The organism is Reyranella humidisoli, from assembly GCF_019039055.1.
Lineage (GTDB): Bacteria > Pseudomonadota > Alphaproteobacteria > Reyranellales > Reyranellaceae > Reyranella > Reyranella humidisoli.
This window is the reverse complement of sequence record NZ_JAHOPB010000001.1, coordinates 1,724,855-1,738,076: the sequence shown is the minus strand read 5'-3', so window position 1 is coordinate 1,738,076 and position 13,222 is coordinate 1,724,855. Positions and strand designations below refer to the sequence as shown.

Below are 13,222 nucleotides of genomic sequence, written 5' to 3'. Positions count from 1 at the left end.
CGGGCATGAACGACCTGAACGACGCCATCTCCTTCGCCTTGGCCGCCGAATCCAAGTGGCCGGCCAGCATGTACATGCCCGACGGGCAGTTCGTGATGACCTACGATTCCGGGGAGAAGGCGCCCGACAACGAGGTGCTGGGCCCGGTGACGCCGCGCGGCGGTCCCTCGGGTATCGTCTATCGCGGCGGCCAGAAGCTCGCCGAATGGGGCGATGTCGACCGCGCCGACATGACCTTCAGCGTGGCCAAGAGCTATCTTGCCCTCCTCGCCGGCCTGGCGCTGGGCGACGGGCTGATCAAGAGCCTCGACGACAAGGTCGCGGCCTATGCGCTCGACGACGGGTTCACGAGCGAGCAGAACCGCGACATCACCTGGCGCCACCTGCTGACGCAGACCAGCGAATGGTCGGGCAGCGTCTTCGGCAAGGAAGACCGCATCGATCACAATCGCGTGGTGGGCGTCGCCGTCGCCGATGCGCCCAAGGGCACGCGGCGCGCGATGAAGAAGCCGGGCAGCTTTTACGAATACAACGACGTGAGGGTGAACCGGCTGTCGCGCTCGCTGCTGCAGGTGTTCAAGGAGCCGCTGCCGCAGGTGCTGAAGCGACGCATCATGGATCCGATCGGCGGCTCGCAGACCTGGAAGTGGGACGGCTATCGCAATTCCTTCGACACGATCGACGGCAGGCCGATGCTGTCGGTGCCGGGCGGCGGCCACTGGGGCGGCGGCATCGTCATCTCGGCGCGCGACCTCTCGCTGATGGGAAGGCTCGTCGCGCAGGGCGGCGTCTGGGAGGGCAAGCAGATCCTGCCCCAGGGCTGGACCGACGAGCTGGTGAAGCCCTGCCCCGTCGCGCCCTTCTACGGGCTGATGTGGTGGCTCAACACCGACAAGCGCCAGTTCGCCGCTGCCTCGGAGCGCAGCTACTTCGCGCTGGGCTGGGGCAGCCACATCGTCTGGATCGATCCCGACAACGACCTCGTCACGGTGCTGCGCTGGATCGACCGCAAGAAGGCGCCGGAATTCGTCGAACGTCTGCTGGGTGCGATCAAGGCATGAGTCTGGATTTCTCCGCCGTCCCCCGCATGGCCGACGGCCGCACCGCCGCCGAACACATCGAAGAGGTCGCCAACCGGTCGCAGATCGTGCGCGTGCCGATGGGCGCGAGGAGCGCCGGCGGCACCGGCCGGATGATGTGGCACGTCTTCGGGGCCGCGCCCGAAAAGCCGATCCTGCTGCTGTTCCATGGCGGCTCGGGTTCGTGGATCCACTGGATCCGCAACGTCCTGCCGCTCAGCGCCCATTTCAACGTCTACGCCGCCGACCTGCCGGGCCTCGGCGACAGCGATCCGCCGGACGATGTGAACGACATCTGGTCTGTGACGCATTGCGTCGAGGCCGCGATGCAGGAGCTGGTCCCGAAGGACAAGCCGTTCTCGATCGCGGGCTTCTCCTTCGGCGGCATGGTCTCCGGCCACATCGCGACCCTGTTCGAGGACCGCATCGAACGCATCGCGCTGGTCGGCGCCGGCGGCCTCAAGGCCACGCGCAAGCCCGGTCCGAAGCTGCACAAGCTGCTGGCCGAGATGCCGCCCGAGATGCTGGCCGCCGAGGCGCGGCGCAATCTCGAGATCCTGATGCTGCACGATCCGAAGAACGTCGACGGCATCGCGATCCACATGCAGATCCTCAACACCACACGCGCCAAGACCCGCAGCCGCATCATGGGCCAGGCCTTCAAGCTCAGCGAAGTGCTGCCGCGGGTGAAGACGCCGCTCACCGGCATCTGGGGCGAGTTCGATTCGACGACCTATCCGCACATCCAGGAGCGCATCGATCTGTTCCGCGCGCTGCAGCCGGATTTCGAGATGAACGTCATCCCCGGCGCCGGCCACTGGGTGGCCTACGAGGCGGCAGACGCCTTCAACGAGACCCTGTTGCGCGTCCTCGCCAGATGACGCACGCCCGATGACCCTCCGGGCGCGGGCGCTGCCCGGCGCATGGAGCGTGGCGATCCTGCTGGGGACGGCGCTGTCGCCGGCCGCGGCGCAGCAGAACGTCGCCAACAATCCGCTGACCGACATCCCGGCGATCCAGGTGCAGAACTACCTGCAGCCGGTGATGAGCGGCCAGCCGGGCAGCGGCGCCGACCAGCCCTTCCTGCGCGGGATCCTGCCGCACGACACGTTCGGCTGGCCCCAGCTCATGCGCGCCTCGCTCGCCACCGGCACGACGGTGTGGGGACCGGCCGGCACCGAGAGCGGCCTGGGCGATCTCACCTTGTTCGACGTGCCGCTCTTCCAGCTCGCCAACGCCAAGATGGGGATCGGGCCGCTCCTGATCCTGCCGACCGCCACCAGCCCGGCGCTGGGCGAACGCAAATGGCAGGCAGGTGTGCAGGGCGTCGTGAGCGCGCCCTACGACTGGGGGCTGCTGGCGGCGCTGGTCGCCTACCAGCAGGCCTTCGACGGCAGCGCGCGTTCGCTCACCGTCCAGCCCTTCCTGTTCTACAATCTCAGCGACGGCTTCTATGTGCGGTCGAGCGGCATCACGACGATCGACTTCGGCCGCCAGCGGGCGGTCGTGCCGGTCGGACTGGGCCTCGGCCGGGTCAAGCGCCTCGAAGACGGCAACGTGCTCAACCTCTATCTCGAGCCGCAATACTCGGTGGTTCAGAGCGGCCCCGGACAGCCTAGCTTCCAGGTCTTCGCGGGCTTCAACATCCAGTTCCCGCCCGGCCGCGCCCCCTGAGCGCGGCCCCTCCCGGCCTAACTGCCGCCCATCACCCAGCGCGGCAGGCCGAGCGCGATGTCGGGGAAGGCCATGAGCAGCAGGATCAGGGCGAGCATCGCTCCCACGAACGGCAGGGCGCCGCGGATCACGTCGGCGATGGCGCCCGTCGTTCGCAGGCTCTGCACGACGTAGAGGTTGAGGCCCACCGGCGGCGTCACCAGTGCCGCCTCGATCAGGATCGTCAGCACGATGCCCCACCAGATCGGATCCCAGCCCAGTCCGACCACGATCGGGAACACGAAGGGCGTCGTGAGGATCATCATGGAGATCGTTTCCATGAAGCAGCCGAGGATCAGGTAGAACACGATCAGCAGCAGCATGGTGCCGAACTTGCCGAGGCCCAGCGCCTCGATCGCCTTGGCCACGCCGTCGGTGACGCCGATGTTGGCCAGTACGAAGTTCAGGAACTGCGCGGCGATGATGATCAGCATGATCATCGCCGTCGTGCGCATCGTGCCCTCGAACACCGCCTTCATCATCGGCCAAGAGAGCGCGCGCTCCCAGGCCGCCAGCACCAGCGCCGCGAAGACGCCCATCGAGGCCGCTTCCGTGGGCGTCGCCCAGCCGGCATAGATCGAGCCGACGACGACGCCGAAGATGAACAGCGGCGCGACGAGGTCCTTGAGGCTGCGCAGCCGGTCGCGCCAGCTGCTCTCCACCGGCGTGCCGCCCTTCGCGGGCGAGACCAGGCAGTAGATCAGCACGATGGCCATGAAGAAGGCGGTGAGCAGCAGGCCGGGGATCATGCCCGCCAGGTAGAGCCGCGGCACCGACGTCTGGGTCAGCAGACCGTAGAGGATGAAGTTGATCGACGGCGGGATGAGGATGCCCAGCGTGCCGCCGGCGGCCAGCGTGCCGAGGAACAGCGGCTCGTCGTAGCCGCGGATCTTGACCTGCGGCAGGGCCACGACGCCGACCGTCGCGGCCGTGGCCACGCTCGAGCCCGAGGTGGCGGCGAACATCGCGCAGGTGCCGATGTTGGCGTGCATGAGCCCGCCCGGCAGCCAGGACAGCCAGGTCGCGATCGCGGCATAGACGCGATGGGCGATGCCCGACCGCAGCAGGATCTCGCCCAGCATCACGAACATCGGGATCGCGATCAGGATGTATTCGGAACTGGCGTTCCACACGATGTCGCCCATCGCGAGGTAGAGCGGGATGGACGAGAAGAACTGGTTGAGCGCCAGTCCGAGGACGCCCATGACGGCCGCCACTGGCACGCTGACGGCCAGCAGGGCGATGAGAAGAAGAAGGGCTGTGCCGAGCATGTCTACCTCTTCGCCGCCTTGTTTGCCGACGCCTCGGACGCGGTCCCGATTCCCAGCGAGCCCAGCTCGCCCTTCACTTCCTCGTCCTGCGACGGCACGCCGATCGTCGCGGAGACCATCGCATGGTCGCCGCGCAGCAGCGCGAGCAGGCTGCGCAGGAAGGCCAGCACGGTGACGATCAGGAACAGGACGAAGCCCGCGAACCACGGCGCCTGCGGCCAGGCGAGCGGGATGCGCAGCGGCGTATTGGAGCGGTTTCCGCCGGTCAGGTTGTCGAGGAAGATCTCCCCGGCGCGATCCACGATGGCCAGGACGAGGATCGCGAGCCCCACGATCGCGAGCAGGTCGAACACCGCCTTGGCCCGCGTGCCGAGGTTGCCGTAGAGCACGTCGATGCGAACGTGGCCGCGCGTCACCAGCACGTGTGCCAGCGACCACGACGTCCCCACCGCGAAGAGATAGGCCGCGATCTCGTCGGAGCCCGAGAAGGCGAAGGCGAGCAGCTTGCGGCTGATCACCTCGACCGTGACGACGACGGCCGCCAGCAGGATCATGGCGCCGCCGGCCCACGCCCCCCAGAGGGCGGCGACCGAGGCGCCGCGCCATAGACGTTCCATGTGTGCTTCCCGAGCCAGTTTAGCGGCGGGGCCGGGCCCCGCTGCTGTTCAGTTCGCCTTCGCGACGAGGCCGTAGCGCTTGCCGACCATCTCGGTCCACTTGGCCGCGCACTCCGCGCCGCAGCGCTTGGCCCATTCGGGCAGCACGACGTCGTTCAGCGCCTTCTTGACCAGGGCGCGGTCGGCGTCCGTCGGCATCACCAGCTTCAGCTTGGCCGGCGGGCCGACCGAGCACGGGCCGTTGCCGGTGTCGCAGGCGATGCCTTCCTTGGTGTCGGACTCGACGCTGGCCCAGGCCGCCTCTTCGAGCTTCTTGAACTGGCCCGTCATGAATTCCTGGGTCGGCTTCGAGAGCTTGTTCCAGCTGGCCAGGTTCACCGACACGAAGCCCGCCGTATAGCCCAGCGACACGTCGACGACGGTCTTCACAACTTCCGGCCACTTCGCCTGGTAGCCCGGCAGCGTGCCGGTGATGCCGCAGTCGACGACACCCTTCTCGAGCGCCGGCACGACCTCGCCGAACGGGATGGTGACCGCGGCGCCGCCCAGCGCCTTCACCAGGTCGGACTGGGAGACGCCCTGCACGCGCACCTTCTTGCCCTTGATGTCGGCCAGGCTGGAAATCTCGTCGCGGCAGAAGAACACCTGCTGCGGGAAGGCGAAGGTCGACACGATCATCGAGCCGAACTTGTCGCGCATCACCTTCTGCATCTCGGGCATCCAGGCGCTCAGGATCTCGCGCTGCTGGGCGACGCTCTGCGCCACGCCCGACAGGTCCGAGCCCTCGAAGATGGCCGCGCCGTCGTCGACATAGATCGGCAGCGCATGCGCCACGTCATAGACGCCGGTCTTCAGCAGCCGCAGCACCTCGGTGCCCTTGAGGTTGAGCTCGGTGATCGACTTGATGTTGCCGGTCAGCTTGCCGCCCGAGGCCGCGCCGAGCTGCTCGCTCCAGAAAGGCTGTTCGACCTTCTTGTTGATGTTGAGGAAGTTCCACGTGCCGATCACGTTGAATTTCTTGGTGTCGAGCTGCGCCGGTGCCGGCGTCTGGGCCGCGGCGATGCTGCCGCCCGCGACGGCGAACGCCGCCGCCATTCCGAGAAGTGCGGTGAATTTCATCTCAAAGCTCCCTGTTCCGCGCCTGTAACCCCATGGCGCAGTTGCCATGACTGTCGTTCAATTCGCGCGGAGTGGCAAGGGCACGGCCGGCTTGCCTGCGAGGTCGCCGCGGCCTTCAATGGGCGAGAAGGATCCCTCTCTTCGTTCGGGATGACACTTCCCTGTCATCCTGAGCGCAGCGAAGGATCCTTGATGCGGCGGCCCCACCCAATGAGGGCGCCGAACGGAGGACTCGAATGCCCAACCTGCTCTGTGTCGGCACCGCCGGCATGTCCGTGTGGTTCAGCCGCGACGACGGCGAGACCTGGATCCGGCCCTATATCGAATCCGGCCTCTATCTCGAGGCGCGCGTCTGGGCGCTGTCGGCGCATCCCAAGCGGCCGGGCGAAGTGCTGGCCGGCACCGATTCCGGCCTCTACCGCTGGAACGAGGGCGACCAGAAATGGACGCACCTGCCCTCGGTGCTGGACGAGTACGACATCTGGGCGATGGCGCAGGCGCCGGACGATCCCGACCTCATCGTGGTCGGCACCCAGCCCGCCCACATCTTCGTCTCGACCGACGGCGGCAAAAGCTTCACGCCCGCACAGGGCTCCTTCGCCGACGCCTGCATCTTCGTGGGCAAGCCGCGCGTCACTCAAATCATCTTCGATCCGGTCGACAAGGACACGCTGTGGGCCGGCGTCGAGATCGACGGCGTACACCGCTCGACCGATCGCGGCCGCACCTGGAAGAAGGTGGGCCAGGGCATCAACTCCGAGGACATCCACGGCCTCGCCGTGATCCGCAACGGCTCGAAGCTGGTCTATGCCACGACCAACCGCGGCCTGAACCTGAGCCGCGACAATGGCGAGACCTTCGCCTTCCAGGAACTCGACTCGCCCTGGCAGTACACCCGCACCATCGTGCCCCGCGCCGACGGCGACGCGACGGTGTTCCTGACCAACGGCAACGGCCCGCCGGGCTCGACCGGCCGGCTGCTGCGCAGCACCGACCATGGCGCCCACTGGCAGGACGCCAACCTGCCGGGCGAGCTCAACTCGACGCCGTGGACGGTGGCGACGCATCCCTCGAACCCGAAGCTGATCTTCGTCTGCTCCAACCTCGGCCAGCTCTTCCGCTCGACCGACGGCGGCGAGACCTGGACCAAGCTGCCGCGCGAGTTCGGCGAGGTCCGCAGCACGATCTGGCAGCCGCTGCCGTAGGAATCATGCTCCTCCCCCTTCAAAGGGGGAGGTGTCGCGTCATACGCGACGGAGGGGTCAGAGCCTCCGTGATCCCTCTTCCTTCAGCGCTCTCGGACATTGCCAAGGCAATGTCCTGCCGCTCCACGGGCCGAGCTTCGCTCGGCCCCCAAGGAGACCGCGATGAGAACCACCGTCGCCGAGATCGCGCCCAGCATCTACCGGCTCTCGACCTTCGTGCCCAACGTCGGCCCGACCGGCTTTACCTTCAACCAGTTCCTGATCGACGCCGACGAGCCGCTGCTGTTCCACTACGGCCAGCGCAGCCTCTTCCCGCTGATCGTCGAGGCGGTGAAGACCGTGATCCCGCTCAGCAAACTGCGCTGGACGACCTGCTCGCACGCCGAGGGCGACGAAAGCGGCGCGCTCAACCAGTGGCTCGCCGCCGCGCCCAACGCCCAGCCGGCGCACGGCCTGACCGGCTGCAACATCTGGCTGAGCGACATGGCCGATCGCCCGCCGCGCGCGCTCCAGGACAACGAGGTGCTCGACCTCGGCGGCAAGCGGGTGCGCTGGCTCGACACGCCGCACGTCCCGCACAACTGGGACGCCGGCCTGATCTACGAGGAGACGACCGGCACGCTGTTCAGCAGCGACCTCTTCACCCAGACCGGCCCCGCCGATCCCACCACCGAAAGCGACATCGTCGCCCCCGCTATCGCGGTCGCCGAGCGCCTGCCCTTCATGCCGCCGACGCCGATGGCCGCACCGACGCTACGCCGGCTGGCGGCACTGAAGCCGACGACGATCGCGCTGATGCACGGACCGACGTTCAAAGGAGATGGGGAGGCGGCGTTGGAGGGGTTGGCGGAGTACTACGGCCGAAGCACGCCACAATAGCGAAGCATCTGGACCTTGGTGCTTTTGTCTGACCCGCGCCAGTTGTCGATACAGATCTCCGCTTGCAGTGCTGTCAAAAGTGGTCGGCTTGGTTGAGTACGCCAACAAGCCGCTACGCCGATGGAGCACAGTAGCCCGTACGGTCAGCGCAGTTCCGCTCGCATAGACCCGATGATGCCGGCTCGCTAGGATGTGTGCCGGGGGAATGATGGCCAAACAACCAGGGCTACTCTTCGACAACAGATTTATGGATCGGCACGCGGGGGCGATTATTGCCGATCCTGCGGTCGCACTCGTCGAGCTGGTTGCTAACTCTTGGGATGCATGGGCAACGCAGGTCGATATTGTTTGGCCAGAACGAGCCACCGATGCCCCATTTTCCATTTCAGACAATGGGAAAGGCATGACGGAAGCACAATTCCAGACACGCTGGAAGACGCTGGATTATAATCGCCTGCGCGACGAAGGAGAGGTGTCACAGCCACCATCAGAGCTTTCGGAATTGCGTCCACGGACGGCCTATGGACGTAACGGAAAAGGCCGACACGCTGCATTCCGCTTCTGCGAGGCATATCGCGTCCGAACATGGCGCGACGGGAAGGCAGTCGCATTCGAAGTCCGCCGCGGCGAAGGCCAACCATTCACTATTAAGCGCCTGAAGGCCGAAGCCGATATCGATGGGCATGGAACGGAAATCGCGGCGCTAGATCCCCGGCCACTCGCGATGACGCCCGAAGAAGCGCGTGAAGTAGTCGGAACGCGCTTTCTGGCGGATCCCAACTTTGTCGTCACGATCAACGGCACCAAAGTCACTTTCGATGACATACCTATCGCACAACGACGCGTGATTGACGTAGAGGTACCAGGCTTCGGAATAGCAAACCTCGCTGTCATCGATACGCAAAAGGCGGACAAGACGACACGCCAACACGGCATTGCTTGGCGCGTGAACAACCGCATTGTTGGGACCCCCGGCTGGACTGGCTTTGATCAGGAACGTCTTGTCGATGGGCGAAGCAGCGAGGCCAAGCGGTTTATATTCATTGTACGGGCCGATTTTTTGGCCGGCGAGGTAAAGCCAGATTGGTCAGGGTTTTCTCCGGAGGGCAACGCTTGGCGTGCGACCCAACCGATACTGCATTCTAAGATTCGGGAGTATCTCAGCGAGATCAATGCAGATCGACGCAGGGAAACGAAGGAAGCGGTTCGAGAGACACTGGCGCATACAGTAGCCAAACTGCCGCCGATAAGCCGGGATCGCTGGAACGATTTTGTCGATCGCGTCGTCGATGCCTGTCCGTCCATGAACGAAGACACCGTCGAGCAAGTCGCCGGAGTGCTTGCCAATCTGGAGCTGGCAACCTCCAAGTACGAACTCATCGCCAAACTGCACGAGATGAAGCCGGGCGACTTGGATGAACTGCACGCACTGCTCGTTGACTGGACTGTTCGTACAGCCAAGTTGGCCCTCGATGAGATAGCGCAGCGGCTTAAGTTGATCGAAGAACTCGACCAAAAGCTCCGCGACGAAACCATGAAGGAAGTTAGCGATCTGCAGCCACTATTCGATCGCAGTCTTTGGGTATTCGGTCCGGAGTTCGAAAGTCTGGAGTTTACAAGCAACCGCGGCATGACTGAGGTTATCAGCAAGATCTTCGGCAGTAAGGAGCGGGGCAGCAAATTACGGCCTGACTTCGTGATTCTACCCGATGGTAGCGTCGGCTTTTACAGTCGCGACTCTCATGACCTTGGACATGAGGTTGACGGCGTGTCCCGCCTCGTCATTGCAGAGATCAAGAAGCCCGGTGTGTTGATTGGCGCCGAGGAAAAGCAGCAGCCATGGCAATATGTGAAAGAACTTATTGCGAGGGGCTTATTAACGGACGCTGCGACAACGACTTGTTACGTACTGGGCTCCAAGATAGATCCAGAAGAAGCAGCAGACGAGACGAAGCTGAATGGCCGGGTAACTATTCGCGCCATGACTTATTCAACTTTCATAAAGAGAGCTGAAAAGCGCATGCTTGGTCTTCGCGACAAACTTCGTGACGCGCCATTTCTAAGAGATCGCGGTATAGACCCGGAGACTTACATGAGCCCCCAGCAACCACGGCAGCGAGAATTGGATCTAAGCAGAATTGTTCCCGCTGGCGAAGAGCAAGGTAACGACGCGAAAATGGCGCGAGTCAATTTGCCAACCGCGAGCCTTGAGAGCGGCGAATGATTACATGCGCGTGCGGTGAGGTAACCTTGTGCGTGAAAATTGATTAGCCGCGTGGATTTCTCCCTCCTGCGCCCAAGTTGGGATTATCGCAAGCACAGCACTAGTAGGAATTGCATTTGAGAGATGAGGGAAGTCCCTTCTTATCATTTCCAAAAGAACGAATAGGCGCGTGCCGACCAAACATTGATTCTTTGATTGATGCTCGATTCCTATTCCGCAAAGCCGAAGAGTTGGAATGTTTCGCATCAAATTTGACCCGCTGCTTACCCATATGCCGCCGCCGCTCATTCCTTGTCGGTCTTTCGGTCTTACGATTTTGCCAAGTTGATCTTTGGCCTTCTTAGCTTGAAAACCAACAACGACGTTTGCGAGAAAATTGGTCCCGGCCTTCCAATACGTTTGGTACGGAGAATTTCGGCCAACAAAAGTATGCACCTGACCATCGAATACGTTCGCTTGGTATCGCCTTGTTACAGCGGTGGCTGGGTAGCCGGAAAAAATATAGTGAGAACCCGGACTCGCCATGTCATCGGTGTCAACAAATGCAACAGGCAAGAAGAAGAACTGCGTCGAGACCTCTTCTGCTTCTTGTTTAGTCAAGCAAACATACCCAACGTCAATCCAGTCAAGATCACGATCACCGTTGGGAGCCACACTACAGATCTTATGACCGGTAATTGCGATGAGCTTGTTTCTACCCGGCAGATAGAGCGTACTAGAAGCAGTTTCATCAAGCACATGAGCGGCTGATAGCAGGAAATACTGCTCAGCAATCTCTAGAAGTACGCAAGAACCGACGGCTCTTGGGACGCCTCTCTCGTCATCTTTCAAAACAGGAACAACACATTGCATTAGCTTCATGTCAGGTCTCATTTAGTTGGATGACTCGTATTCCGCAGCTGGACATCACTGCTTTCGGCTTTCTAAAGCCGTCAATGTATCAATCAAAAGCTGTGTCGTGGCTTGTTCCAACCGGATTCCGCGGATATTCCCCAAGTCGCCATTTGCTCAATCGAGTAATTAGTCGCGGCGTTTCAGCGTTCCTATCGCGCGCTATCCGAAGACAAGCTCCGCACAGCCATTGTGGGAATTTGAGAATCGTAGAGGTAGTCGTTTACATTATTTGTCTGCCACCGAAGCCTAACAGGAACACCTGATGGATTCCCGCCCCCTCGGAACCACCGGCCTCACCGTCTCTGTCGCCGGGCTCGGCTGCGGCGGCAACAGCCGGCTCGGGCTGGGGCGCGGGGCGAGTTTCGACGAGTGCGTGGGAGTCGCGCGGGCGGCGATCGATCTGGGGGTCAACTTCCTTGACACGGCCGAGGTCTATGGGACCGAGGAGATCGTGGGCGCGGCGGTGAAGGCCTATGACCGCGACAGGCTGGTGATCTCGACCAAGGCGCTGTTCAAGACCGAGGACACGGCAGAGACGGTGACGCAGAAGGTCGAGGCATCGCTGAAGCGGCTCCGGCTCGACCATGTCGACATCTTCCATTTCCACGCGGTCGGGCCGGCGGCCTACGAGCATCATCGCGACGTGCTGGCGCCGGCGCTGCTGCGGCTCAAGGAGCAGGGCAAGGTGCGCCATGTCGGCCTCACCGAGACGGGTCCGCGCGATCCCGAGCAGGCGATGCTCGCGCGCGCCGTCGAGGAGGCGCCGTGGGAGGTCATCATGCTGGCCTACAGCCTGGTGAACCAGGGCGCGCGCACCAGGGTGTTTCCGGTGACCGTACGGCGCGGCATCGGCACGCTGCTGATGTTCGTCGTGCGCAACATCTTCAGCAACGACGCCTACCGCCGCGCCGTGTTCGCGAAGCTGGTCGAGGACGGGCGGCTCGAGGCGTCGGTGCTGTCCCAGGGGAGCGCGGATGGCGACCCGCTCGCCTTCCTCGTCGCCGAGGGCGGCGCGGAGAGCATCACCGATGCGGCCTACCGCTACGCGCGCCACGAGAAGGGCGCCGACGTGATCCTGTTCGGCACCGGCAATCGGGCGCATGTGAAGGCCAACATCGAGTCGATCCTGCGGCCGCCTTTGCCCGCCCCGGTAATCGAGCGGCTGCATCGGACCTTCGGGCACCTGACCGGCGTCGGGCTCGACCTGCCGGGGCCGGTGAAGGCCTGACGGCCTTTCCAAGTCCGATCAAAGCAACAACACCAACCTCATGCTGAGGAGCGGTCCCCGGGACCGCGTCTCGAAGCATGGGAACGCGCACCGCGTCCGTTGCCCATCCTTCGAGATGCGCCCCTGTAGGGCGCTCCTCAGGATGAGGTCAGTGATTGGTCCGCCTCTCGGGATGAGGTGGTGGTGGGTGAACTCGAAGCGGAAAGACTCTACCGCTCCTCGTCGCGGACGACGAAGCGGGCCTGTTGGACTTCATCCGCCGACCAGCCGTCGGCCTGCATCTGGATGCGGGCGCGGTCGACGTAGTCCTGGTCGAAGATCGGGGCGTTCACGAAGCCCAGCGCGATCGAATAGGAGCGGAGATATTCGTCGCGCAGGAAGACGTCGATGAGCTTGGTCGGCACGACGGAACTAATGCCCGCCAATCGTGAACCTATTTTGAAGGTGGCCGTTGTCCGGGGCAGACTGCGCCCAAGGAGAATCTGCCCATGTCGACCCAGACCGGAACCGTCCGCTTCCACCGAGTCCTCACCGCGCCGCCCGAACGCATCTACCGCGCCTTCCTCGACGCCGACGCCATGTGCAAGTGGCTGCCGCCGCACGGCTTCACCGGCCACGTCCATTCGATGGATGCGAGGATCGGCGGCGGCTACCGCATGTCCTTCACCAACTTCTCGTCGGGCAACAGCCATTCCTTCGGCGGCACCTTCGTCGAGCTGGTGCCCAACGAGCGCATCCGCCACACCGACACATTCGACGATCCCAACCTGCCCGGCGAGATGCAGACCACGATCGTCCTGCGCAAGGTCTCGGTCGGCACCGAGATCGAGATCGTGCAGGAGGGCATCCCCGCCGTCATCCCGACCGAGGCCTGTTACCTCGGCTGGCAGGAGTCGCTGACCTTGCTGGCCCAGCTCGTCCAGCCGGAGATTCCGGGGTGAACCCTTCGAGCTCCTCTCCCCCACTCGGGGGAGAGGTTGGGTGAGGGGGTTG

Annotated in this window: 13 protein-coding genes; 8 read left to right on the top strand and 5 right to left on the bottom strand. The window is 63.7% G+C overall.

Features of this window, described 5'->3' with window-relative positions; translation table 11 throughout:
• Positions 1 to 5: 5 nt before the first annotated feature.
• From KQ910_RS08525 to KQ910_RS08515, 3 genes are read left to right on the top strand one after another with little or no spacing between them, the layout of a single operon-like run.
• A complete protein-coding gene (locus KQ910_RS08525; protein WP_216958310.1) occupies positions 6 to 1,061 on the top strand; it encodes a serine hydrolase domain-containing protein in 1,056 nt (351 codons plus the stop codon).
• Entirely contained in the window at positions 1,058 to 1,960 is a 903-nt protein-coding gene (locus tag KQ910_RS08520; RefSeq protein ID WP_216958308.1) for an alpha/beta fold hydrolase, read from the top strand. The genes KQ910_RS08525 and KQ910_RS08520 overlap by 4 nt, the downstream gene beginning before the upstream one ends.
• A gap of 10 nt (positions 1,961 to 1,970) precedes the next feature.
• The gene (locus tag KQ910_RS08515; protein WP_216958306.1) at positions 1,971 to 2,753 is read left to right on the top strand and encodes a hypothetical protein; all 783 of its coding nucleotides are present in this window, start codon (positions 1,971 to 1,973) and stop codon (positions 2,751 to 2,753) included.
• A 17-nt stretch (positions 2,754 to 2,770) separates the two neighbouring features.
• Here KQ910_RS08515 and KQ910_RS08510 read toward each other — a convergent pair whose 3' ends face one another.
• Genes KQ910_RS08510 through KQ910_RS08500 form a run of 3 tightly spaced genes read right to left on the bottom strand, consistent with a single transcriptional unit; the run spans position 2,771 to position 5,799 of the window.
• Positions 2,771 to 4,063, bottom strand: coding sequence for a TRAP transporter large permease (locus KQ910_RS08510; protein WP_216958304.1), 1,293 nt, complete (start codon positions 4,061 to 4,063; stop codon positions 2,771 to 2,773).
• A 2-nt stretch (positions 4,064 to 4,065) separates the two neighbouring features.
• Positions 4,066 to 4,680 (bottom strand): TRAP transporter small permease subunit, encoded by a 615-nt coding sequence (locus KQ910_RS08505; RefSeq protein ID WP_216958303.1) that lies wholly within the window; start codon positions 4,678 to 4,680, stop codon positions 4,066 to 4,068.
• Positions 4,681 to 4,728: 48 nt separating this feature from the next.
• Positions 4,729 to 5,799 carry a TRAP transporter substrate-binding protein gene (locus tag KQ910_RS08500; RefSeq protein WP_216958301.1) on the bottom strand — a complete coding sequence of 357 codons (1,071 nt, stop codon included), beginning with the start codon at positions 5,797 to 5,799 and terminating at the stop codon, positions 4,729 to 4,731.
• Positions 5,800 to 6,035: 236 nt separating this feature from the next.
• On the opposite strand from KQ910_RS08500, the gene KQ910_RS08495 reads away from it, so the two are divergent.
• The 3 genes from KQ910_RS08495 (at position 6,036) to KQ910_RS08485 (ending at position 10,107) form a co-directional block, all read left to right on the top strand.
• Positions 6,036 to 7,004 carry a WD40/YVTN/BNR-like repeat-containing protein gene (locus KQ910_RS08495; protein WP_216958299.1) on the top strand — a complete coding sequence of 323 codons (969 nt, stop codon included), beginning with the start codon at positions 6,036 to 6,038 and terminating at the stop codon, positions 7,002 to 7,004.
• A 162-nt stretch (positions 7,005 to 7,166) separates the two neighbouring features.
• Positions 7,167 to 7,883 carry an oxygen-binding di-iron domain-containing protein gene (locus KQ910_RS08490; RefSeq protein WP_216958297.1) on the top strand — a complete coding sequence of 239 codons (717 nt, stop codon included), beginning with the start codon at positions 7,167 to 7,169 and terminating at the stop codon, positions 7,881 to 7,883.
• 205 nt (positions 7,884 to 8,088) lie between these two features.
• Entirely contained in the window at positions 8,089 to 10,107 is a 2,019-nt protein-coding gene (locus KQ910_RS08485) for an ATP-binding protein (RefSeq protein WP_216958296.1), read from the top strand.
• On the opposite strand, the gene KQ910_RS08480 is transcribed toward KQ910_RS08485, so the two are convergent.
• The gene (locus tag KQ910_RS08480) at positions 10,108 to 10,968 is read right to left on the bottom strand and encodes a hypothetical protein (protein ID WP_216958294.1); all 861 of its coding nucleotides are present in this window, start codon (positions 10,966 to 10,968) and stop codon (positions 10,108 to 10,110) included. It abuts the gene before it with no gap.
• A gap of 295 nt (positions 10,969 to 11,263) precedes the next feature.
• Between KQ910_RS08480 and KQ910_RS08475 the strand changes: the two genes are divergently transcribed.
• Positions 11,264 to 12,229: an aldo/keto reductase gene (locus KQ910_RS08475; RefSeq protein WP_216958292.1), complete on the top strand. Its 966-nt coding sequence runs from the start codon at positions 11,264 to 11,266 to the stop codon at positions 12,227 to 12,229.
• Positions 12,230 to 12,438: 209 nt separating this feature from the next.
• Here the strand turns inward: KQ910_RS08475 and KQ910_RS08470 are convergent, their stop codons facing one another.
• Positions 12,439 to 12,633: a hypothetical protein gene (locus KQ910_RS08470; RefSeq protein WP_216958290.1), complete on the bottom strand. Its 195-nt coding sequence runs from the start codon at positions 12,631 to 12,633 to the stop codon at positions 12,439 to 12,441.
• Positions 12,634 to 12,717: 84 nt separating this feature from the next.
• Between KQ910_RS08470 and KQ910_RS08465 the strand changes: the two genes are divergently transcribed.
• On the top strand, positions 12,718 to 13,170 hold the full coding sequence (locus KQ910_RS08465) for an SRPBCC family protein (RefSeq protein ID WP_216958288.1): 453 nt from the start codon (positions 12,718 to 12,720) through the stop codon (positions 13,168 to 13,170).
• Positions 13,171 to 13,222 lie beyond the last annotated feature (52 nt).